This window comes from Bartonella sp. AA56HLJMS, assembly GCF_042197145.1.
Taxonomy (GTDB): Bacteria; Pseudomonadota; Alphaproteobacteria; order Rhizobiales; family Rhizobiaceae; genus Bartonella.
In genome coordinates this window covers 59,776-80,190 of the sequence record NZ_JBHIRL010000006.1, presented here as the reverse complement: position 1 = coordinate 80,190, position 20,415 = coordinate 59,776, and the positions used below count along the sequence as shown (strand labels likewise).

The following is a 20,415-nucleotide window of genomic DNA, read 5'->3' as shown; positions in this document are numbered from 1 at the left end:
ACATGATGTTGAGAATATTCGAAACACTCATATAATGAAATCTTGCACTTTTATGGTCTATAAGAAGGATATTATTTTCAAACATCAAACATAATAAAGTTCTTTTCATTGTAGAAAAACATCAAGAGATAATAACCATTTATTAACCATATTTCTTCTCATTTAGAAAGGTACTTTATCAATAAAAAACAATCTATTATTATATATTTCCTGATGTAATAATTTATGTATCTTATAAAGAATGAATAAGAAAAATAGAGAGAGAAAATTATTCATAGATGATGGCACTATGCACCTTATATCTTAACTTTGATCCATTTTAGCATCTATAGGGTATAAATTTTTTCTGTAAAATCAACTTTGTTTTATATCATTGTCACCAATCATGAGGATTGAGTATTATTGGTAACATAATCATAGATCTATGATTTTATGAATTTTTTCTTCTCTCTTTCGTAGAAGATTTTTTAAGGTTTCGTGATAGCATCAATGATGGTATTTACATTATGTTCCATCATATCGAGATAAGTTGCTGCAGGGCCATTTTTGTTTGACAATGCATCAGAATAAAGTGTTCCACCAATTGTTAAACCTGTTTCTTTTGCAATCTGTTTTATGAGACGGGGATTAGAGATATTTTCAACGAATAGGGCAGCTGCTTTATTCGCTTTAATTTGTTGGATAAGCTTGGCTACATCGGCTGCGGTTGCTTCAGCTTCTGTTGAAGCACTTTGAGGGGCAAGGATAGTAAAACCATATTCCTTGGCAAAATAGCCAAACGCGTCATGAGATGTGATAATGATACGTTTATCTTTAGGAATGGCAGCAATTTTTGTTTTCAGGGTATCTTGTGCTATTTTAAGTTTTTGGATGTAGGTTTCGGCATTTTTTTTGTAGCTGGTACAGGATTGTGGATCGATTTTACAAAAAGCAGCAGCGATATTCTTCACATAGATTTTGACATTGGGAATTGTTTGCCAAGCGTGTGGATCAATAACGCTGTGGTGGTGATGGGCATTATGTTCTTGATTTTTCATTTTGAGGGAAGGAATGTTAGCGCTAACTTCGACAAGAAGTGCTTTTGTCCCACTTGCTGTAATGAGGCGATCAATAAATCCTTCTAAATGAAGCCCGTTGATGAAAATAATTTGAGCATTTCTAAGAGCCTGAGCATCATGGGGGGTAGGTTCATAAGTGTGGGTATTCGCATTTGGACCTACAAAAGTGGTCATAGAGATATGGTTGTCTCCTACATTTTTTACGAGATCTGCGAGAATAGAAAAGCTCGCAACAACTTTGATTTTATTGTGTGCAGAAGCAGAAAATGGAGAAAGGGCAAGCAATAAAGCTCCAAGAAGAACAAATTTTTGAGCAAACTTAGGCACATTTTTTTCCTTAAAGTGAGGAGGTATAAAAGAGGTGGGGAAACCATGTTACAATAAAGCCACGTGGACTTATCAAACAGGAAACAAGATAAATAAATCCTGCGGCAATGATGATAGCAGGGCCGGAGGGAAGTGAAAGATGAAAAGAAAGCAGGAGACCACATACGCTAGAAATGATTCCAAAAAGAGTGGAAAGCGCGCAAATAGGGCCTAGCCGTGAAAACCAAAAACGGGCTGTAATGGCTGGAATCATCATAATACCAACGGAAAGTAATGTTCCTAGTGATTGAAAGCCTCCAACCAGATTCAACACCACAAGTCCAAGCAATGAAATATGAATATATTTACTCAATGGAGAGAGTGATTTAAAAAAGAGGGGATCAAAGCTTTCTAAAACGAGTGCACGCCAAAAAATACAAAGGCTGCAGAGTGTAATCAGCATTATAGTAGCGATTAACCAAAGGGCTTGTGCATCAAGTGCAAGAACCGATCCGAATAAGAGATGAAGCAGCTCAATTGTTGAGTCTTTCAGTGAGATAATAATAACACCTGCTGCGAGTGCAATAAGATAAAAGACGGTCATGGATGCATCTTCTTTCTGAAAGCTGTTTCGTGAAATCAAAATGGTTGCTAAAGCAACAATAAGACCAGCGAAGATGCCACCAAGTGTCATAGATATGAGGGAAAAACCACAAATCAGAAAAGCAATTGCAACACCAGGAAGAATGGCATGAGAGATAGCATCTCCTGTCAAGCTCATTCCACGGAGCATCAAAAATACACCAACAGGACAAGCGCTAATAGACAGAAAAATAGAACCGATAAGGGCGTTTTGCATAAATTGGAAATCAACAAAGGGGGCAAGAAAAAATGTATACACGTCTTATAACCTAAGAAAGAGAGGATCATTGATGAGAAGATTTTGTTTTTGTGCGCTAATAGGAAAAGAATTGGATGTGAGAGGTGGCATAACGTGATGAAGGGTGTTGTTTAAAAACTGTGTTGTTTCTCCATAAAAGGCGTTTTGTTGATCAATTTGAATCATTTGGGGGAAAAATTCTTGCACGATGAGAGGGTTATGGAGTGCTGTGAGAATTGTGCGTCCTTGCTGTTGCCAGTATGTGATCAGAGCAAGAAGGTCTTTTTGGGTACTATGATCTACACCATTGAAAGGTTCATCAAGTAAAATAATATTGGCATCTTGTACAATGATACGTGCAAAAAGAGCGCGTTGTAATTGCCCGCCTGATAATGTTTCAAGCGAACGGGGTGCGAGTTCTGTAAGCCCAACCATTTTAAGAGCATTTTGAATCTTAGAATCATAAGGGCGCTGATTCTTCCATAATCCACAAAAAGACCACAGTCCTGTTTTTACAAGCGTTTTCACATCAATTGGAAATGTTTTATCCACATCACATTGCTGAGCAAGATAAGCAATGCGGCTTTTTTTTGGTTTTGTAATTTTTCCTTTAAGAGGTTTAATCAATCCGGCGATGGCTTTTAGCAGTGTCGATTTTCCAGCGCCATTATCACCTGTTATTGCAACCAATGAACCAGCTTTTAACTTTGCTGAAAAGTTCTTTATTGCTATTCTATTCCTATAGCCTAATGTTGTCTTATTGAAGTACAGATCCATATTTTTTACCATCGTTACTTATTATTTTGGAAACTATGTAATAATATAACGTTTGTCAACAAAATGTTATATTATTACATAGTTTTGAGTACTGAAAATTTTAGTGGGAAGATCGTGGAAAATTAAAAATAATAATTGAATTCACCTTGACGAAAGAGAGAGAGTATATACTATATATAGTATCAAAATGATTGGTGATTCTAAATAAGCACAAGAGAGGGTGTTAGTGTGTTTCGTTTGGTATCTAAGTTATTTCCATTATTGTAAAGAGTTTATTGGCCAAAGGTATAGCAGTATTTTTACTGAAGGGTCTCTTTTGGAAGGATTTCCTTTCGTTTTTGTAATTGATTTTTGCCGTAAAAGAGCAAACAGAGCTCTTGAAAAACGGTAGTTTAGAACATTAGTTTTTTAGACAGCAGGAGGGAATTGTAATGCAAGCAAAAGATTGTTTTATAACTAGGGGGCTTTGCCATTTAAGTTGTAGAATAATCGCTTATTCTCATCATAGTGTTTGAAGTTATTTGATGAGGAATTCTGTTATGTTCAGGAAGCTGTGTATTATTTGAAAATAACCACATGTTTTGCGTACAATTTCTATTTTTTGTTATTCTTGAGTACCTATAAAATTATTAGATTGACCTTTCAGGGTTGATTGTTTGGAATTGTGAAAGTTGAAGAAAATGTCGATCACTATTTATAGCAAACCATCTTGTGTCCAATGTGATGCTACACGCCGCGCTTTTGATGCAAAAGGCATTCATTATCGTGTTGTTGATATTTCTTGTGATGAACAAGCATACAGTTTTGTTCAATCTCTGGGGTATCGTCAGGTTCCTGTCGTTGTTTGTGGTGAAAATCATTGGTCTGGTTTTAGACCAGATATGATTAGTGGTCTTTGTGCTTAATGGGGCTTATTGTTTATTATTCGAGTGCAACGGGTAATACAGAACATTTTGTCTCACAGCTTGGGCAACGACTCTTCAAAATTGATAAAAGAAAGCCTTCTGCATTGGTTGGTGAACCTTATGTATTGGTTGTTCCTACATATGCAGATGGTGAAGGAAGAGGGGCCTTGCCGAAAGCCGTTGTCCAGTTTCTTAATGAAGCTGAGAACCGAAAATTAATTCGTGGTGTTATTGGCGGTGGGAATCGTAATTTTGGTCGCTATTATAATCTAGCAAGTAAAATTATTGCTGAAAAATGTTGTGTACCTTGCCTTTATCGTTTTGAGCTGCGTGGAACTGATGAAGACGTTATTTATGTAAAAAAGGGATTGGAAAGATTTTGGAAACAATTGGTATAGGACAATCGCAGAAATCGGATCAGATTACTGATTATCATGCGTTGAATGCGATGCTTAATCTTTATGATGAAAATGGTCATATTCAATTTGATATGGATCGGCTTGCTGCGCGGCAATATTTTCTTCAGCATGTTAATCAAAATACAGTTTTTTTTCATAACCTGAAGGAAAAAATAGATTACTTAATAGAAGAAGGTTATTATGAAAAAGCTTTATTTGAGCTTTATGATTTTTCTTTTATTAAAAAGCTTTTTAAACGTGCTTATGCATTTAAGTTTCGTTTTCCTACCTTTTTAGGCGCATTTAAGTATTATACCAGCTATACACTGAAAACTTTTGATGGGAAACGTTATCTTGAACGTTATGAAGATCGCGTCTGTCTTGTAGCTTTATATTTGGCACAAGGGAATAAAGCTCTTGCTGAAAGTTTTGTGGATGAAATTATTACAGGACGTTTTCAACCGGCAACACCGACATTTTTAAATGCTGGGAAAAAACAACGAGGTGAATTGGTTTCGTGTTTTTTGCTACGTGTTGAAGATAATATGGAATCGATAGGTCGTTCGGTTAATTCGGCTTTGCAGCTTTCAAAACGTGGTGGAGGTGTAGCGCTTTGTTTAACGAATTTGCGGGAAGCAGGGGCGCCAATTAAGCAAATAGAAAATCAGTCCTCAGGTGTTTTACCGGTGATGAAACTCTTAGAAGATTCTTTTTCTTACGCCAATCAGCTTGGGGCACGACAGGGGGCTGGAGCTGTTTATTTGCATGCTCATCATTTAGATATTATGAAGTTTTTGGATACAAAGCGTGAAAATGCTGATGAAAAAGTTAGAATTAAAACGCTTTCGCTTGGTGTCGTTATTCCTGATATTACTTTTGAGCTTGCACGTAATAATGAGGATATGTATCTCTTCTCATCGTATGACATCGAGCGTGTGACAGGTAAGCCCTTTAGCGATATTTCTTTAACGGAGCATTATCGTTCTTTTGTTGATAATGCAAAGATTCGTAAAAAGAAAATAAATGCACGCGTTTTTTTCCAGACATTAGCGGAAATTCAATTTGAGTCCGGTTATCCCTATATTTTATTTGAGGATACTGCTAATCGATCGAATCCGATAGCTGGGCGCATAAGTATGAGCAATTTATGTTCAGAAATTTTGCAGGTGAGTGAGGCGAGTGAACTGGAGACAGATTTAACTTATCGCACGATTGGAAGTGATATATCCTGCAATCTTGGATCCATGAATATTGCCAATGCAATGGAAAGTCCTGATTTTGGACAGACCGTGGAATCTGCTGTTCGTGCTCTTACTGCTGTTTCGGATATGAGCAATATTTCTTGTGTGCCTTCCATTGCGAAAGGCAATACTGAAAGTCATGCGATTGGTTTGGGACAAATGAATTTGCATGGGTTTCTAGCGCGTGAGCAGATCTATTATGGGTCTCCAGAAGCGATTGATTTTACCAATATCTATTTTTATATTGTGACATATCACGCCATACGGGCTTCCAATTTAATTGCGCACGAACGTCAAGAAATGTTTGCAGGGTTTGAAAAATCAGCTTATGCAGATGGACGTTTTTTCGAAAAATATATTGAAAAAGAATGGAAACCGCAATTTCCGCTTGTGCAAGAGCTTTTTGCACGGAATAATATTGTTATTCCAGATCAAAAGGATTGGCAGGAACTCAAAAAATTAGTTATTGAGTATGGGCTTTATAACCGCAATTTGCAGGCAGTTCCACCTACGGGATCTATTTCCTATATTAATCATGCCACTTCTTCCATTCATCCAATTGCTTCAAAAATTGAAATTCGCAAAGAAGGAAAAATTGGGCGCGTTTATTATCCCGCTCCTTATATGGATAATACGAATTTGAATTTTTACCAAGATGCTTATGAGATTGGTCCTGAAAAAATTATAGATACCTATGCTGCTGCAACACAGCATGTTGATCAAGGTCTTTCATTAACATTATTTTTTCCTGATACAGCGACCACACGTGATATTAACCGCGCACAAATTTATGCTTGGAAAAAGGGTATCAAGAGTATTTACTATGTACGATTACGGCAAGTAGCATTAAGTGGAACAGAAGTTGATGGCTGTGTTTCGTGCAGTTTATAGGAGATCATCATATGACAAAGATTACAACCAAAAATCCTGTTGTGTGTGCTGTTAATTGGAATAGATTACATGATGAGAAAGATCTTGAAGTATGGAACCGCTTAACTGGGAATTTTTGGTTACCTGAGAAAGTTCCACTTTCCAATGATATTCCCTCATGGTCAAGCTTAACGGATGAAGAACGCAAGCTAACGATTCGTGTTTTTACAGGACTAACGCTTCTCGATACAATTCAAAACACTGTAGGAGCCATTTCGCTTCTGGCTGATGCGATAACAGAGCATGAGGAGGCAGTTTTGACGAATATTGCCTTCATGGAAGCGGTTCATGCACGTTCTTATTCCTCTATTTTTTCAACCCTTTGTTCGACGGTAGAAGTTGATGATGCGTTTAGATGGTCAGAAGAAAATATTCATTTGCAGAAAAAGGCTAGATTAGTACTTGAGCGTTATGAAGCAAATGATCCACTTAAGAAAAAAATTGCTTCGACTTTGCTGGAAAGCTTTTTATTTTATTCTGGTTTTTATTTGCCCATGTATTGGGCCAGTCGCGCTAAGTTGACCAATACAGCAGATCTTATTCGACTAATCATTCGTGATGAAGCAGTCCATGGTTATTATATAGGTTATAAATTCCAATTGGGCTTTGCAAAGCTTGATGAAGCCAAAAGACAAGAAATTAAAGATTTTGCTTTTAACCTGCTCTTTGATCTTTATAACATCGAGTGCAAATATACTGAAGATCTTTATGATGCGCTTGGATTGACAGAAGATGTTAAAATTTTTCTTCATTATAACGCTAACAAGGCTTTAATGAATTTAGGTTTTGAAGCTCTTTTCCCCCCTGAGGTTTGTCGTGTTAATCCCGCTATTTTGGCAGCTTTATCACCAAACTCTGACGAAAATCATGACTTTTTTTCAGGGGCAGGTTCTTCTTATGTCATTGGCAAGGCGGTTGCTACTACGGATGATGATTGGGAATTTTAATGTTTGCATGCAAATAGAAGTGCGCGGGGTATTCCACTGAGGTCTTTGCGCATTTCTAAACATTGAAAGCCATTTGTTTCAAACAAATTGCATACTTCTTTTTCTTGAGAGTAACCAATTTCAACAGCGATAGTGCCGTTTTCTTTTAAGTAGTTGGCTGCTTCATGGGCGAGCTTTCGATAAAAATCAAGACCATCTTTTCCACCGATAAGAGCGCGCAATGGATCATGTAAGCGCACTTCTTTTGCAAGTTTTTTGATATCTTTTGCGGGAATATAAGGTGGATTGGAAACAATAAAATCAAAGCGACCAGTGACAGAATCAAACCAATCGCTAAGAAGAGGTGTGAAGCGATGTATTACTTCAGCATTTTTTGCATTTTTTGTCGCTGTTTTAAGGGCATCTTCAGAAATATCGACAGCGACTGCATAGGATTGTGGAATTTGTTTAAGAATGGCAATGGCAATGGCGCCACTTCCTGTCCCCATATCAAGGAGTGTTATTTTTCTCGAATTTTCGACATATTTTTTGAGGAAAGGGAGAACAAGATCTATCAACGTTTCTGTATCAGGACGGGGTTCTAACGTCTCTTGAGATAAAGCGAAGGATATGCCATAAAATTCTCGTTCTCCTATAATACGGTAGACGGGTTCACCTGCAATCCGCCGTTGGACAGCGTGTTCTATTTGTGTAATGTGCTCAGAAGATAGAGGCATATCTGGTTTAGAAGTTCTTTCAGCAGCATTTATTCCTGTTATCCATTCAATGAGTATTTTCGCATCAAGATTGGCTTCAGAAATTCCTTTTATGCGCAATTTTTCTTGCATTTGTTGGATGACATTTTTGAAAGAATATTTGTTCAATTATTGTCCATTTCCATCAGGAGTGCTGTTTGATGATCTGAGATGAGTGCATGAATAAGCTCATCAAGATCTCCTTCCAAAATGCGATCAAGCTTATACAGGGTCAGATTAATACGGTGATCCGTGATGCGTCCTTGTGGAAAATTATAGGTACGAATACGTTCTGAACGATCACCAGAACCAACTTGGCTCTTACGGGAAGCTGAACGTTCATTTTCCGCTTTTTGTCGTTCGATATCGAATAAGCGTGCTCGTAAAATTTGAAGGGCTCGTGCTCGGTTTTGATGTTGTGATTTTTCTGCTTGTACGACCATAATTCCTGTTGGAATATGCGTGATACGAACAGCTGAATCCGTTGTATTAACATGCTGTCCTCCTGCTCCAGATGCACGCATTGTGTCGATACGAATATCTTCAGGACGAATATCAATATCAATATCTTCAGCCTCTGGAAGTACAGCAACGGTAGCAGCAGATGTATGGATACGTCCACCTGTCTCTGTTTCAGGGATGCGTTGCACACGATGGACACCTGATTCATATTTCAATTTAGAAAAAACACCTTTTCCTGAAATGCTAGCAATAATCTCTTTATATCCGCCAACTTCCCCCTCACTGAGTGAAATAACTTCTACTTTCCAATGGTGAGCATGGGCATAACGTTCATACATGCGAAAAAGATCACCGGAAAAAAGTGCTGCTTCTGATCCACCCGTTCCTGCTCGAATTTCAATAATAGCGCTTTTTTCATCAGCAACATCTTTAGGCAAAAGCAGAATCTGGAGTTCTTTTTCAAATTGCTCTCCTTTTTTATATAACGATGGTAGCTCTTCTTGGGCAAGATTACGCATCTCGATATCTGTTTGTTTATCGTTGATAATCGTTTCTAATTCTGTAATCTCTTCGTAAAGAGCATTTAATGCGCGTATAGAGGCAATAACAGGTTGTAGTTCTGCATATTCAGAAGCTAATTTGACATATGTTTCAGCATTTGGATTTGTTGTCATTTGGCTTTCAATTATTTCAAAGCGCTTTTCAAGCTGTTTCATACGATCTTGTGGCAAAGAAACCATGATAATATTGGCCTAATTTTTCATAATACAATTTTTATAATATTTTTTTGCAATGATTTTTTGTGATAATATCGGCAATGAATTACCGTATAGCATCATACAAAAAGAGGTAATAAAGCAATTCTTTTTTTTTGCCAATGAAAACTATTATATTTTAAAGGTAAATTTTTATAAAATTTGATTTGCCTGAGGTATTTTATCTAATGATATATAATCATTTTTTTAAGAGTTTTTTTTTCCGTAAAGTTCAAGGCGGTGATGAATAATATCATAGCCAAGGGATTTTGCAATTTCCTCTTGCAGCTTTTCAATAACATCAGAATGAAACTCGATAACTTGTCCTGTTTCTATATCAATGAGATGATCATGATGTTGCCCATCTGCTTGTTCAAAACGAGATGGACCACCACTAAAGCTATGGCGATGAATTGTTCCATTTCCTTCTAATATTTTCATGGTTCGATAAACAGTTGAGAGTGAAATATTCGAATCTATTTTGTTTGCACGCTGAAAAATTTCAAATGCATTAGGATGATCATTTGTATCAGTCAAAATATCAAGAATAACTCGTCGTTGACGTGTTACTCTTAAACCAGCTGTGCGCAATTCTTGCTCATAATTTCGCTTTTTATTCATTTGCATAGTTTGCTTTTCAAACAAAGGCTCCATGACAGTGTTTGTATTTTTTCTCTGAACCGCAAGGACAACGCTCATTACGTCCAACTTTTCCCCATGTGGTTATATCGTTAGGGTCACGATCTTGTGGATTAACAAATCTATTTTCTTGTGATCGTGCCCATAAGGTGGGAGCATTTTCTTGACTTTGATCATTAAAGACAGAAGAAGCAGCATCAGTTTGCTCAGGCATGGCCGGTTCTGTGGGGTGTTGAATGATTTCAAAGCGCATAAGCTTAGAAGTGACAATTCGGCGCAAATTTTTCAACATACTTTGAAAGAGTTCAAATGATTCTGTCTTATATTCATTGAGCGGATCCCGCTGCGCATAACCACGAAAACCAACAACAGAACGCAAATGGTCTAAACTCACCAGATGTTCACGCCATAACGTGTCAATAGTTTCGAGCAATACTGCTTTGTGAAAATAAGCCATAACTTCTGGAGAATATCGTTCAGTACGCTCATTTTCAAGTTTTGTAACAGCATTTGATACACGCTCTAGAATTTGCTCCTCGGCAATTCCATCTTCGTTTGCCCATTCTTCCACTGGAAGCTCAAGATTAAAGAGTTGTTGAAGCTCTTCTTCGAGAGTTTTTGCATCCCATTTTTCAGAATATGTCCCTGATGGAATATAAGCCTCTACGAGATCCTCTACGACTTCATTACGCATTTCAAGGATCATTTCTGATAAATCATCTGCATTCATGACCTCCATACGCTGTTCAAAAATAACCTTGCGTTGATCATTCATGACATCATCATATTTTAGCAGATTTTTACGAATTTCAAAGTTTCGTGCTTCGACCTTTTTTTGTGCTTTTTCAAGGGCTTTATTAATCCATGGATGGATAATAGCTTCATTTTCTTTCAATCCAAGTTTTTGCAGCATACCATCCATACGGTTAGAGCCAAAGATACGCATAAGATCATCTTGAAGAGAGAGAAAGAATTTTGAGCGACCAGGATCGCCTTGGCGACCAGAACGTCCACGAAGCTGGTTATCAATACGACGGCTTTCATGACGTTCAGTAGCGATAACGTAAAGCCCTCCAGCCGCTAAAGCTTTTTCTTTAAGCTTCTGAACATCTTTTTTTATTTCTTCAATTTTAGCTGTCCGCTCTGGACCTTCCGGGATATCCTGTAACTCTTGTCGGATGCGCATTTCAACATTACCACCAAGCTGTATATCCGTACCGCGTCCTGCCATGTTGGTTGCAATGGTGAGAGCTCTAGGAACTCCTGCTTGCGCAATGATATATGCTTCTTGTTCGTGATAGCGAGCATTTAAGACTCTAAAATCGGTAATGCCTTCTTTTCGCAAACGCTCTGCCAATTGTTCTGACTTTTCAATAGAGGTTGTTCCAACAAGAATAGGCTGTTCTTTTTCGTGAGCTTGACGGATATCACGCACAATTGCCCGATATTTCTCTTCTGCTGTTCGATAAATCTCATCATCTTCATCAATACGTTGTATTGGCAAATTTGTAGGGACTTCGACAACGTCAAGACCATAAATATTTCTGAATTCTTCGGCTTCTGTTGTTGCAGTTCCAGTCATGCCAGATAATTTTCTATACATACGGAAATAATTTTGGAAAGTGATGGAAGCAAGTGTCTGGTTTTCTGGTTGAATAGCAACATGCTCTTTAGCTTCTAACGCTTGATGAAGTCCTTCAGAATAACGCCGCCCAGGCATCATTCGCCCTGTAAATTCGTCAATAATAACGATTTCATCATTGCGAACAATATAATCTTTATCGCGAGCAAACAGTTTATGAGCTTTTAGAGCATTATTGACATGATGAACGATAGCGACATTTTCTATGTCATAAAGACTCTCACCTTTAAGATGCCCAGCTTGTTCGAGCATTTTTTCAATTTTTTCAGTACCAACTTCGGTAAAGGTCGTTGTTTTTTGTTTTTCGTCTATTTCATAGTCTTCTGGAGTTAAGGCAGGAATAAATGTATCAATAAGGTTATAGAAGTCAGTACGATCTTCTAGAGGACCAGAAATAATAAGGGGGGTACGGGCTTCATCAATAAGAATCGAATCAACTTCATCAACAATTGCGTAATGATGTCCACGTTGGACCATTTGACTATGATCGAAGGCCATATTATCACGCAAATAATCAAAACCTAGTTCATTATTTGTGGCATAGGTGATGTCGCATGCATAGGCCTCTCGGCGGGCATCACTATCAAGATCATGAAGAATTACGCCTGTTGTAAGCCCTAGAAAACTAAAAATTTTCCCCATTGTTTCAGCATCACGACTGGCGAGATAATCGTTTACTGTCACAACATGAACGCCTTTACCTTCCAATGCATTGAGATAAATTGGTAGAGTTGCCATTAATGTTTTACCTTCACCAGTACGCATTTCAGCTATGCCGCAGTCGTGAAGGACCATTCCACCAATAAGTTGCACGTCAAAAGGACGCATGTCATAAACACGTTTTGCGGCTTCACGAACAGTCGCGAAAGCTTCTGGTAAGAGCAAATCAACACTCTCACCTTCACTAAGACGTTTACGAAAGGCATCTGTTTTTTGGCAAAGCTGCTCATCACTTAATTTTACGAATTGTTCTTCCAAAGCATTAATTTGTGCAACTTTTTGGCGGAGTGCTTTGAGATGTCGCTCATGAGCTGAACCAAAAAACTTACGGGCAAAAACACCTAAACTGACCATCTCTGGCCCTTTCTTTTAATTGTTGTCACTCTTGTTGGGTAATTCATACGCTCTCCCCATACTCTACATTTTCTTCAAATTATCTGATATCATTAGTGACATCATGAAATGCAGATGGTACCATTATACTTGCTGGTGTGCAATTTTTCACTCTAATTGTAAAGTAGAGATAAGAGGCTAAGCGCTTTATGTCAACTTTAAGTATGCTATTTAACTGATACAATACAAAGTAATTTAAGATACAATATGTCATTTTTCTCTATTATCATGTTTTTCATCTGCATTAGATAGGATTGGAGAAACTGAGATAAAAGGATAATTTTATACTTTTTTTAAATAAAATTACTAATTTATTTCTCTATGTTTAAAGATTAAAGTGTTATGGTAAAGAAAATTGGAATCTTGAACCTGCCTTCATTTTTAAGGAGTATATTTATGAAATTTAACTTTATCACGCTTTTTTTAGCATCAACTTTATTGGCAAGTACAAGTTTAGGGGTGAGTGCTCAAGAAGGTTTGAATTCATCGTCGAGTGATTTAAAGACTTTAGAGAAAGCTTCTGAAAAAGCCGTTTCTCCTTCTCATGTTATGGCGGTTATTGATGGGAAAAATATTACAGCAGGCCAATTGGATGATTTAGCGCTTGAAATAAATCCTAATTTAGCACGTTTTCCTGATGAACAACGCCGTATGATGGTTCTAAAAGCTTATTTAGATATGCAGGCCCTCGCAAAAGCAGCAAGAAGCAAAGGTCTTGATAAGACAGAAGCTTACGATAAACGTATGGCAGTCATGCGTGACAATGTTCTTCAACAGCTTTATTTTAAACAGGCGATTGTTGATAAAATATCGGATACTGATTTGGAAGCTCTTTATAAGCAAGAAGTTGCTGCTTTACCTAAAGAGGATGAGGTTAAAGCGCGTCATATTTTGGTCAAAACGAGAAAAGAAGCAGAAGCTATCATTAAGCATTTAAATAAAGGCGAAAATTTTGAAGAGATTGCAAAGAAAAGTTCAACAGATGGTTCTGCTGCCGTTGGGGGTGATCTTGGTTATTTTAGCCATGGTCAAATGGTCAAGCCTTTTGAAGATGCCGCATTTGGTTTGAAAGTTGGCGAATACACAAAACAACCCGTTGAAAGTCCTTTTGGTTGGCATATTATTAAATTAGAAGATCGTCGTGTAAAACAACCGCCTGCATTTGATGATGTTAAAGAGATGTTGCGGACACAGCTGATAAAAAAGCGCTATCAAGAACTGATTGTTGATTTGCGTAGCAAGATAGATGTGAAATACCCTGATCCTAATGTTACAAAAATCATGGAATCGCTTCATCAAAATGGGACGCTACTTCCCGATGAGACATCTGATGAAGAAGATACGGAATAGCTAGGAAAAATAAGTAGATAGCCTCTTTAATAGATAATTTGCTAGGTTAGTTTTGTTCAAAAAGCCTAGCAGTTTTCTATGAGAGGTTATTGATCTGCAATCATTTCATTTTTTTATAGAAAGCATATTGTGGTTTTGAAAATCTCTCCTTTGTCGCCTCAAAAGATCCAAGAGCTTTCTCCATTATCTGGTGTACGGATAGCAACAGCTGAAGCTGGGATTAAATATAAAGATCGTACAGATCTTCTTTTCATCATATTCGATAAGCCAGTGAGTGTGGCCGGTGTTTTTACCCGTTCAAAATGTCCATCTTCCCCTGTAGAGCATTGTCGTGCATCGCTTCCTCATGGGGTTGCGAGGGGTGTTGTTGTGAATTCTGGAAATGCAAATGCTTTTACAGGAAGCAAAGGAAAGCACACAACCGATGCAATTATTTGTGCAGCAGCGAACGCTTTAAAGGTTAGAGAAGATGAAATTTTTATAGCTTCTACGGGTGTTATTGGTGAGCCAATGGATGCATCGGGTATTGTCAATCTTTTACCAAGTATGACAGAGACAGCAGAAGAGGGAAATTGGTTGGAAGCTGCAAAAGCCATAATGACAACGGACACATTTCCAAAACTTGCGACCCGCACTTTTGACTGTGGGGGAGAGCGTGTTACCATTAATGGAATTGCAAAAGGTGCTGGTATGATTGCACCCGATATGGCGACAATGCTGTCATTTGTGGTTAGTGATGCTACCATTTCTTCGGATGCACTCCAATCCATGTTATCAGAGGCAGTTGAGGGTTCTTTCAATTCAATTACTGTTGATAGCGATACCTCAACTTCAGATACGCTTATGTTGTTTGCGACAGGAAAAGAACATTTTCCATGTCTTACAAGTAAATCTGATCCGCGTTATGGGGTTTTTGTGAAACAATTGAGTGCACTTCTGCATGAACTTGCACTACAAGTTGTTTGTGATGGTGAAGGTGCTCGTCATTTAATTGAGGTTAATGTGGTGGGTGCTACAACAAATAATGCAGCTAAAACTATTGCTTTATCAATTGCAAATTCACCGCTCGTAAAAACGGCTATTGCCGGTGAAGATGCGAATTGGGGGCGGGTCGTTATGGCAGTTGGGAAGGCCGGTGTTGAAGTCGATCGTGATCTATTGACGATTTGGTTTGGTGAGCATCGTGTGGCCGTGAATGGCGTACGAGATCCTGAGTATTGTGAAGAGACAATAGGTACTTATATGCAAGGTAAGCACATCACGATTCGTGTTGATATCGGTTTGGGTAAGAGTACGGCGACGGTTTGGTCTTGCGATTTAACAAAAGAGTACGTTATGATCAATAGCGATTACAGAAGTTAATGGATGCACTTTATATTTAACAGTTTATTATTTTTCAGAGCAAATGGGGTATGTGAGCTCTTTTAGGAGCAGAGGGGATATGATAGAAAAGTCAGTTATCTTTATGTTCCCTATTGGGGAGTGATATGTGTATGAAAAGTTCCATTCTTCTTGTTGTTGCATGTGCTCTGTTAGATCAGAATAATCGTGTTTTGCTTACACAGCGTCCTGAAGGAAAATCATTGGCTGGTTTATGGGAGTTCCCTGGTGGCAAGGTTGAGCAAGGTGAAACTCCGGAAGCATCATTGATTCGTGAATTAGAGGAAGAGCTTGGTATTTATGTTCAACCAAATAATTTACACCCTTTAACATTTGCAAGTCATAGCTATAAAACATTTCATCTCTTAATGCCATTGTATCTTTGTGACCATTATGAGGGCGTTGCGCAAGGACGAGAGGGCCAAAATTTAGAATGGGTTTTTATTAATGATCTTGATAAATACCCTATGCCTGATGCTGATAAACCATTGGTTCAGGTATTGAAAAATCACCTTCTTTAATGTGTTATAAGGAGGAAATATTGCTTAAATTATAAATCAATATATTGAGTTATAATGATAATTTATAATTTTTTTATGTTGAATGGGAAAGTCTAGGGTCATAAAAATTTTCTCATTTCAAATCTGTTTTATGTTAAATTAGTCAAAACCATTCTTTTGCACGTTCCAAGCGGGGCGGGTCATGTGGATAAAATTATTTAAGAAAGAAATAAAATACGTGTTGAAAGAATACTCTCCAATAGCCAAGGGTTATCGCAACATTGAGAATTGGCAAAGTGTATAATGATGCCTTTGCACGCTTCATAAGCATAAAAATGGTGGTAGATAATGGATTTATACTTTTCGCGATTATTATTGAGAGATTGTCTTGGATGCACCGAGAGATATTAGGAGTATTTCTTTCATAAGATATCGATAATAGGAAAAATTTCAAAAAATGTTGCTTTTGATTAAGAGGGGCATATCCCTTACGTAATATAGAACGCCATTGTGTTGCATATTTGCGGGGTTGTTTAAAAGAGGCATCTCGCAATATTCCAAAGCCCATTTCGTGCCGGCACTCGTGAATGGTATAATGGTAAAGCTTTATAGGATAAAATCTATTGAGCGCCACTATCTTTACGCTTATGAAGGAGTAAGCTGGTTCCAATGTTAGTTACGATAGCTCTTGGTATTTGAGGGCATTCAGAAGGGATATTTTTCTTTTCGTAATCATTTTTACTTATACATCAATTCCGCTTGTGATGAACAGACAAGCGGCTTTGATTGATCCAACATAAAAACAGATTTGAAATAAAAAATCTTACGATATTTAGAATGCTTGACGCAGAGTGAATGATGGATAATTATCATTATAAATCAATATATTGTAATAATAAAACATTCAATTAATTTTTTATAGGAGGCATGTATGAAGTTTCTTGAATTGGACGGCGTTTTGCGATGGGATATTGATTTTTTTTAGCGATACGCGTAATTGCTTTTTCCAAGGGCTCAATCATAACGTCCATAGAAAAACCATTTGCGTGAATAATATTTGCGTGATCAACCATAATAGCAACATGATCTTTCCAAAAAATTAAATCGCCTCGTTGAAGTTTATCAGTATCTGTAAGAGGACTGCCTATAGTTTCTTGCTGCATATCGGTGTCACGTAAAACTATTTGATCGGTCATCATCATAGAGAGCTGAATGAGTCCCGAACAATCAATTCCAAAACCGCTGACACCACCCCAAAGATAAGGTGTACGGATAAAGGTTTCTGCAACTGTGACATAATCTTCATATACGCGTCCAATGGGGTTGAGATGACTCGTAATGATTGCTGTTCCATTTTCAAGAATAGAATACATTGTGTCACGGACTTCAATTTCATCAACAACACTGACTTTGCTTCCCATAGATAATGGGGATACTATTGGTCCACGTAAGTCAGCGTGTAAATATTTAAATGTGCGTGGTACTGAAACCACATGCGTTTGTTTTATGGTTGATGTACAAAGAACTTTTGTATCAATATAACCAACATAACCATCTTTGAGTGATTGTCCCCACGACATTGTTTCCCCTTGTTCAAAAATGAGAAGTTCTTCTCCGAATAAGCATTCTGTTTGTCTTTCACTTTTTTTACTATTTTCTTTAAAAAGTCCAGCGACCGCTGTATTAACACGTCTTTTTTCACCTTGAACAAAGCGCTGAGCTGTAATTTCTGTTTCAAGACGTTGATCTGCTAGATCATCTCTGAATGCATGAAGTCTTGGGTCTTTAGAGATCATCTTTTTGCTTTCCATTTTGTTATTTCTTACTTTTAAACAAACTCATGAAAGCTGTATTGGTAAGATTTTTATCCTCAAACAAAACTAAGAACACAATTTAAAACGATAGCAACTGTTCTTGAAATTGCAAAATTGTCCATTTTTGTGGATATTTGTGTCAAAATTCATTTTTTAAAAATATTATAAAGGGCACGAATAGTTTGTGCTGATCCACCAACAGGGTATCCTGGTTTTTCTTTTGGAATCCATCCATAAAGGTCAAAGTGCGCAAAATGTTCAGCTTTTTCAACAAAAGAATTAAGAAATAAAGCAGCTGTTATAGAACCAGCAAAGCTGTTTCCAGTTACATTGTTAAGATCAGCAATTGGTGATGATAACATCTCTTGGTAAGGTTTCCAAAGGGGCATTTGCCAAAGAGGATCAAAGACAGCGTGAGCAGATTCAGAAATTTGTTGTGCCCATATTGAATCATTACAATAAAATGCGGGAAGATCTGGTCCTAATGCTATACGCGCTGCCCCTGTTAAAGTAGCCATACAAAGCATGAATTGTGGACTTTCTTCATCACCATAGGCGAGTGCATCGGCAAGGACAAGGCGCCCTTCAGCATCTGTATTACCTACTTCAACACTTAAACCTTTACGACTTTTGAGAATATCACTTGGTCGGTAAGCATTCCCAGAAATTGCATTTTCTACAGCTGGAATCAAAACGCGTAAACGGAAAGGCAATTTTGCATCCATGATAAGTTTAGCCAATCCCAAAACGTTTGCTCCACCCCCCATATCTTTTTTCATAAGCAACATGTTATTGGCTGATTTAATATCGAGACCTCCAGTATCAAAAGTTACGCCTTTGCCCACCAACGTTATTTTAGGATGATGTTCTTGCCCCCAGAGTAACTCAATCAGTCGTGGTGCAGTGCTGCCTGCTCGTCCTACAGCATGAATCATCGGAAAGTTATGGATTAAGAGATCGTCTCCACAAATACTTTTGATATGAGCACCGTAGGTTTTTCCTAGTTTTCGAGCTTCTTTTTCGAGAGTATCAGGGTTCATATCATTGGCTGGAATATTAATGAGATCACGGACGAAAAAGACAGCTTCATAAATTCGTTGGAGCTCATTGAGATCAATCGCCTCATTGACATGGATAGATAATGATTTGAAAGAAGAATTTTGACGATAGCGATTAAATTGATAGCTACCAAATGCCAATCCAAGATAGGTATTTATTTCATCAGAGGTTGTACCTTCTAAATGCCATTGACCAGCAGGAAGCTTTTGAGCAAGCAGTCCTGTGATAAAAGGATCGTTACCATTGCCAATTCCAAATAAAACTTTTTTTAAATGCCCCGTTTCGTGAGGAATAAAGAGTATTTGTCCTGCTTTACCAGTAAAGTCATTAACTTTTATCCATGCTGTTGTTGACGCATCAAGTGATAAGTTGGCAAGAGTTCTTTGGTTTACCAATATGATAGGGCAACTGTTATCGATACGCGTTGAGGTAAAATGAATGTGGTGGTGCATAGTTATGAGATCCTTATAGCCGTCTAAGTGCGACATATTCGACCAAATGATTTTTTCCCTTTCGTAGAATGAGATTGGACCGTGGTCGTGTTGGCAATATATTTTCCTGTAAATTTTTTAAATTAATCGTTTGCCAAAGATCCTCAGCGATTTTTGAGGCTTCTTTTTCATTGAGGTGGGCATAACGATGAAAATAGGATTCAGGATTTTGAAAAGTTGTTTTACGCAAACGTTTAAAGCGCTCCAAATACCAGTGACGAATGACTTCTGTTTCGGCATCGACATAGATTGAAAAATCAAAAAAATCTGATACGAAAGGAATAGCTTTTCCATCTTTAGGAAGATCACTGACTTGTAATACATTAATACCTTCAACAATTAAAATATCAGGACGATCAATGGTAATTGTCTGATTTTCTAGAACATCATAGGTCATATGTGAGTAAAGTGGGGCACGAACATTTCCGATACCTGCTTTTATAGCCGAAAGAAAGCACAGCAGTTTTTTAATGTCATAGGAATCAGGAAATCCTTTACGATTCATACGATTTTTTTGCTGTAAGATTGCGTTAGGATAGAGAAAACCATCCGTTGTGATTAGATCAACTTTAAGACTAGATGTCCAACGTTTCAACAGTTCTTGAAGAATGCGAGCCGTGGTTGATTTTCCTACAGCTACAGAACCAGCAATTCCAATAATAAAGGGCGTTTTTCTACTCTCTTCTTGATGGAGAAACTGCTGACGTTTGTGAAAAAGTTCCTGTACTGCTTCAACATGGCATGATAACAGACGCGATAAAGAAAGATAAATGCGTTGGACTTCTTTAAGATCGATAGGATCATCAATAGAGCGTAAACGCTTAATTTCATCAAAAGTCAAAGTAAGAGGTGTGTCTTCACGAAACTCTGACCATTCTTGTGCAGTAAAAACACGATAGGGTGAATATCGGTCAGAAACGGATTTGACCAGATTATCTTTCTGATTAATTTTTTGTATAGTCGTATCAATCATTTGTATTTGTCGAGATTTTCTTGCAGCAGCAATTGATTAAGAGTAGACAGATGAGCGGCTT

17 protein-coding genes are annotated in these 20,415 nt (G+C 37.6%); 7 read left to right on the top strand and 10 right to left on the bottom strand.

Features of this window, described 5'->3' with window-relative positions:
- Positions 1–467: 467 nt before the first annotated feature.
- Genes ACFINI_RS04710 through ACFINI_RS04700 form a run of 3 tightly spaced genes read right to left on the bottom strand, consistent with a single transcriptional unit; the run spans position 468 to position 3,021 of the window.
- A complete protein-coding gene (locus ACFINI_RS04710; protein WP_375621177.1) occupies positions 468–1,385 on the bottom strand; it encodes a metal ABC transporter solute-binding protein, Zn/Mn family in 918 nt (305 codons plus the stop codon).
- Between the two features lie 10 nt (positions 1,386–1,395).
- Positions 1,396–2,265 carry a metal ABC transporter permease gene (locus tag ACFINI_RS04705; protein ID WP_375630000.1) on the bottom strand — a complete coding sequence of 290 codons (870 nt, stop codon included), beginning with the start codon at positions 2,263–2,265 and terminating at the stop codon, positions 1,396–1,398.
- Positions 2,266–2,268: 3 nt separating this feature from the next.
- On the bottom strand, positions 2,269–3,021 hold the full coding sequence (locus ACFINI_RS04700; protein WP_375646337.1) for an ABC transporter ATP-binding protein: 753 nt from the start codon (positions 3,019–3,021) through the stop codon (positions 2,269–2,271).
- A gap of 680 nt (positions 3,022–3,701) precedes the next feature.
- Between ACFINI_RS04700 and nrdH the strand changes: the two genes are divergently transcribed.
- The 4 genes from nrdH to nrdF are packed head-to-tail and all read left to right on the top strand — an operon-like array spanning position 3,702 to position 7,442.
- Positions 3,702–3,926: a glutaredoxin-like protein NrdH gene (gene nrdH / locus ACFINI_RS04695; protein ID WP_005774163.1), complete on the top strand. Its 225-nt coding sequence runs from the start codon at positions 3,702–3,704 to the stop codon at positions 3,924–3,926.
- Complete coding sequence (gene nrdI / locus ACFINI_RS04690) at positions 3,926–4,324, top strand: class Ib ribonucleoside-diphosphate reductase assembly flavoprotein NrdI (protein ID WP_375646333.1); 399 nt, start codon at positions 3,926–3,928, stop codon at positions 4,322–4,324. The genes nrdH and nrdI overlap by 1 nt, the downstream gene beginning before the upstream one ends.
- Complete coding sequence (gene nrdE, locus ACFINI_RS04685; protein ID WP_375646329.1) at positions 4,306–6,456, top strand: class 1b ribonucleoside-diphosphate reductase subunit alpha; 2,151 nt, start codon at positions 4,306–4,308, stop codon at positions 6,454–6,456. Before nrdI ends, nrdE begins: the two co-directional genes overlap by 19 nt.
- 11 nt (positions 6,457–6,467) lie before the next feature.
- The gene (nrdF, locus tag ACFINI_RS04680) at positions 6,468–7,442 is read left to right on the top strand and encodes a class 1b ribonucleoside-diphosphate reductase subunit beta (RefSeq protein ID WP_273722534.1); all 975 of its coding nucleotides are present in this window, start codon (positions 6,468–6,470) and stop codon (positions 7,440–7,442) included.
- Here the strand turns inward: nrdF and prmC are convergent.
- The 4 genes from prmC to secA form a co-directional block, all read right to left on the bottom strand.
- On the bottom strand, positions 7,439–8,305 hold the full coding sequence (gene prmC, locus ACFINI_RS04675) for a peptide chain release factor N(5)-glutamine methyltransferase (RefSeq protein ID WP_375646326.1): 867 nt from the start codon (positions 8,303–8,305) through the stop codon (positions 7,439–7,441). The two genes, nrdF and prmC, sit on opposite strands and share 4 nt — an antisense overlap.
- On the bottom strand, positions 8,302–9,378 hold the full coding sequence (gene prfA / locus ACFINI_RS04670; RefSeq protein WP_375616452.1) for a peptide chain release factor 1: 1,077 nt from the start codon (positions 9,376–9,378) through the stop codon (positions 8,302–8,304). The genes prmC and prfA overlap by 4 nt, the downstream gene beginning before the upstream one ends.
- Positions 9,379–9,600: 222 nt before the next feature.
- On the bottom strand, positions 9,601–10,092 hold the full coding sequence (locus ACFINI_RS04665; RefSeq protein ID WP_375611830.1) for a Fur family transcriptional regulator: 492 nt from the start codon (positions 10,090–10,092) through the stop codon (positions 9,601–9,603).
- Entirely contained in the window at positions 10,031–12,748 is a 2,718-nt protein-coding gene (gene secA / locus ACFINI_RS04660; RefSeq protein ID WP_375613297.1) for a preprotein translocase subunit SecA, read from the bottom strand. Before secA ends, ACFINI_RS04665 begins: the two co-directional genes overlap by 62 nt.
- Positions 12,749–13,183: 435 nt before the next feature.
- Between secA and ACFINI_RS04655 the strand changes: the two genes are divergently transcribed.
- The 3 genes from ACFINI_RS04655 to mutT all read left to right on the top strand — a co-directional run bounded on the left by ACFINI_RS04655 (position 13,184) and on the right by mutT (position 16,038).
- Entirely contained in the window at positions 13,184–14,137 is a 954-nt protein-coding gene (locus ACFINI_RS04655) for a peptidylprolyl isomerase (protein WP_375611828.1), read from the top strand.
- Positions 14,138–14,266: 129 nt separating this feature from the next.
- A complete protein-coding gene (gene argJ, locus ACFINI_RS04650; RefSeq protein ID WP_375613298.1) occupies positions 14,267–15,499 on the top strand; it encodes a bifunctional glutamate N-acetyltransferase/amino-acid acetyltransferase ArgJ in 1,233 nt (410 codons plus the stop codon).
- 125 nt (positions 15,500–15,624) lie between these two features.
- Positions 15,625–16,038 carry an 8-oxo-dGTP diphosphatase MutT gene (gene mutT / locus ACFINI_RS04645; RefSeq protein ID WP_375627652.1) on the top strand — a complete coding sequence of 138 codons (414 nt, stop codon included), beginning with the start codon at positions 15,625–15,627 and terminating at the stop codon, positions 16,036–16,038.
- Positions 16,039–16,925: 887 nt separating this feature from the next.
- Here mutT and ACFINI_RS04640 read toward each other — a convergent pair.
- From ACFINI_RS04640 to coaA, 3 genes are all read right to left on the bottom strand, one after another.
- Positions 16,926–17,813 (bottom strand): NlpC/P60 family protein, encoded by an 888-nt coding sequence (locus tag ACFINI_RS04640; RefSeq protein ID WP_375646322.1) that lies wholly within the window; start codon positions 17,811–17,813, stop codon positions 16,926–16,928.
- Positions 17,814–17,977: 164 nt separating this feature from the next.
- Positions 17,978–19,342 carry a M17 family metallopeptidase gene (locus ACFINI_RS04635; protein ID WP_375646318.1) on the bottom strand — a complete coding sequence of 455 codons (1,365 nt, stop codon included), beginning with the start codon at positions 19,340–19,342 and terminating at the stop codon, positions 17,978–17,980.
- Positions 19,343–19,355: 13 nt separating this feature from the next.
- Positions 19,356–20,354: a type I pantothenate kinase gene (gene coaA / locus ACFINI_RS04630; protein WP_273790598.1), complete on the bottom strand. Its 999-nt coding sequence runs from the start codon at positions 20,352–20,354 to the stop codon at positions 19,356–19,358.
- Between the last annotated feature and the right edge of the window lie 61 nt (positions 20,355–20,415).

What these genes read in the sequence shown, in the direction of transcription:
- coaA (WP_273790598.1), bottom strand. Translation starts at nt 20,354, where the DNA reads ATGATTGATACGACTATACAAAAAATTAATCAGAAAGATAATCTGGTC.
- ACFINI_RS04640 (WP_375646322.1), bottom strand. Translation starts at nt 17,813, where the DNA reads ATGATCTCTAAAGACCCAAGACTTCATGCATTCAGAGATGATCTAGCA.
- nrdF (WP_273722534.1), top strand. Translation starts at nt 6,468, where the DNA reads ATGACAAAGATTACAACCAAAAATCCTGTTGTGTGTGCTGTTAATTGG.
- mutT (WP_375627652.1), top strand. Translation starts at nt 15,625, where the DNA reads ATGTGTATGAAAAGTTCCATTCTTCTTGTTGTTGCATGTGCTCTGTTA.
- ACFINI_RS04700 (WP_375646337.1), bottom strand. Translation starts at nt 3,021, where the DNA reads ATGGATCTGTACTTCAATAAGACAACATTAGGCTATAGGAATAGAATA.
- secA (WP_375613297.1), bottom strand. Translation starts at nt 12,748, where the DNA reads ATGGTCAGTTTAGGTGTTTTTGCCCGTAAGTTTTTTGGTTCAGCTCAT.
- prfA (WP_375616452.1), bottom strand. Translation starts at nt 9,378, where the DNA reads ATGGTTTCTTTGCCACAAGATCGTATGAAACAGCTTGAAAAGCGCTTT.
- ACFINI_RS04635 (WP_375646318.1), bottom strand. Translation starts at nt 19,342, where the DNA reads ATGCACCACCACATTCATTTTACCTCAACGCGTATCGATAACAGTTGC.
- ACFINI_RS04665 (WP_375611830.1), bottom strand. Translation starts at nt 10,092, where the DNA reads ATGAGCGTTGTCCTTGCGGTTCAGAGAAAAAATACAAACACTGTCATG.
- ACFINI_RS04655 (WP_375611828.1), top strand. Translation starts at nt 13,184, where the DNA reads ATGAAATTTAACTTTATCACGCTTTTTTTAGCATCAACTTTATTGGCA.
- nrdI (WP_375646333.1), top strand. Translation starts at nt 3,926, where the DNA reads ATGGGGCTTATTGTTTATTATTCGAGTGCAACGGGTAATACAGAACAT.
- nrdH (WP_005774163.1), top strand. Translation starts at nt 3,702, where the DNA reads ATGTCGATCACTATTTATAGCAAACCATCTTGTGTCCAATGTGATGCT.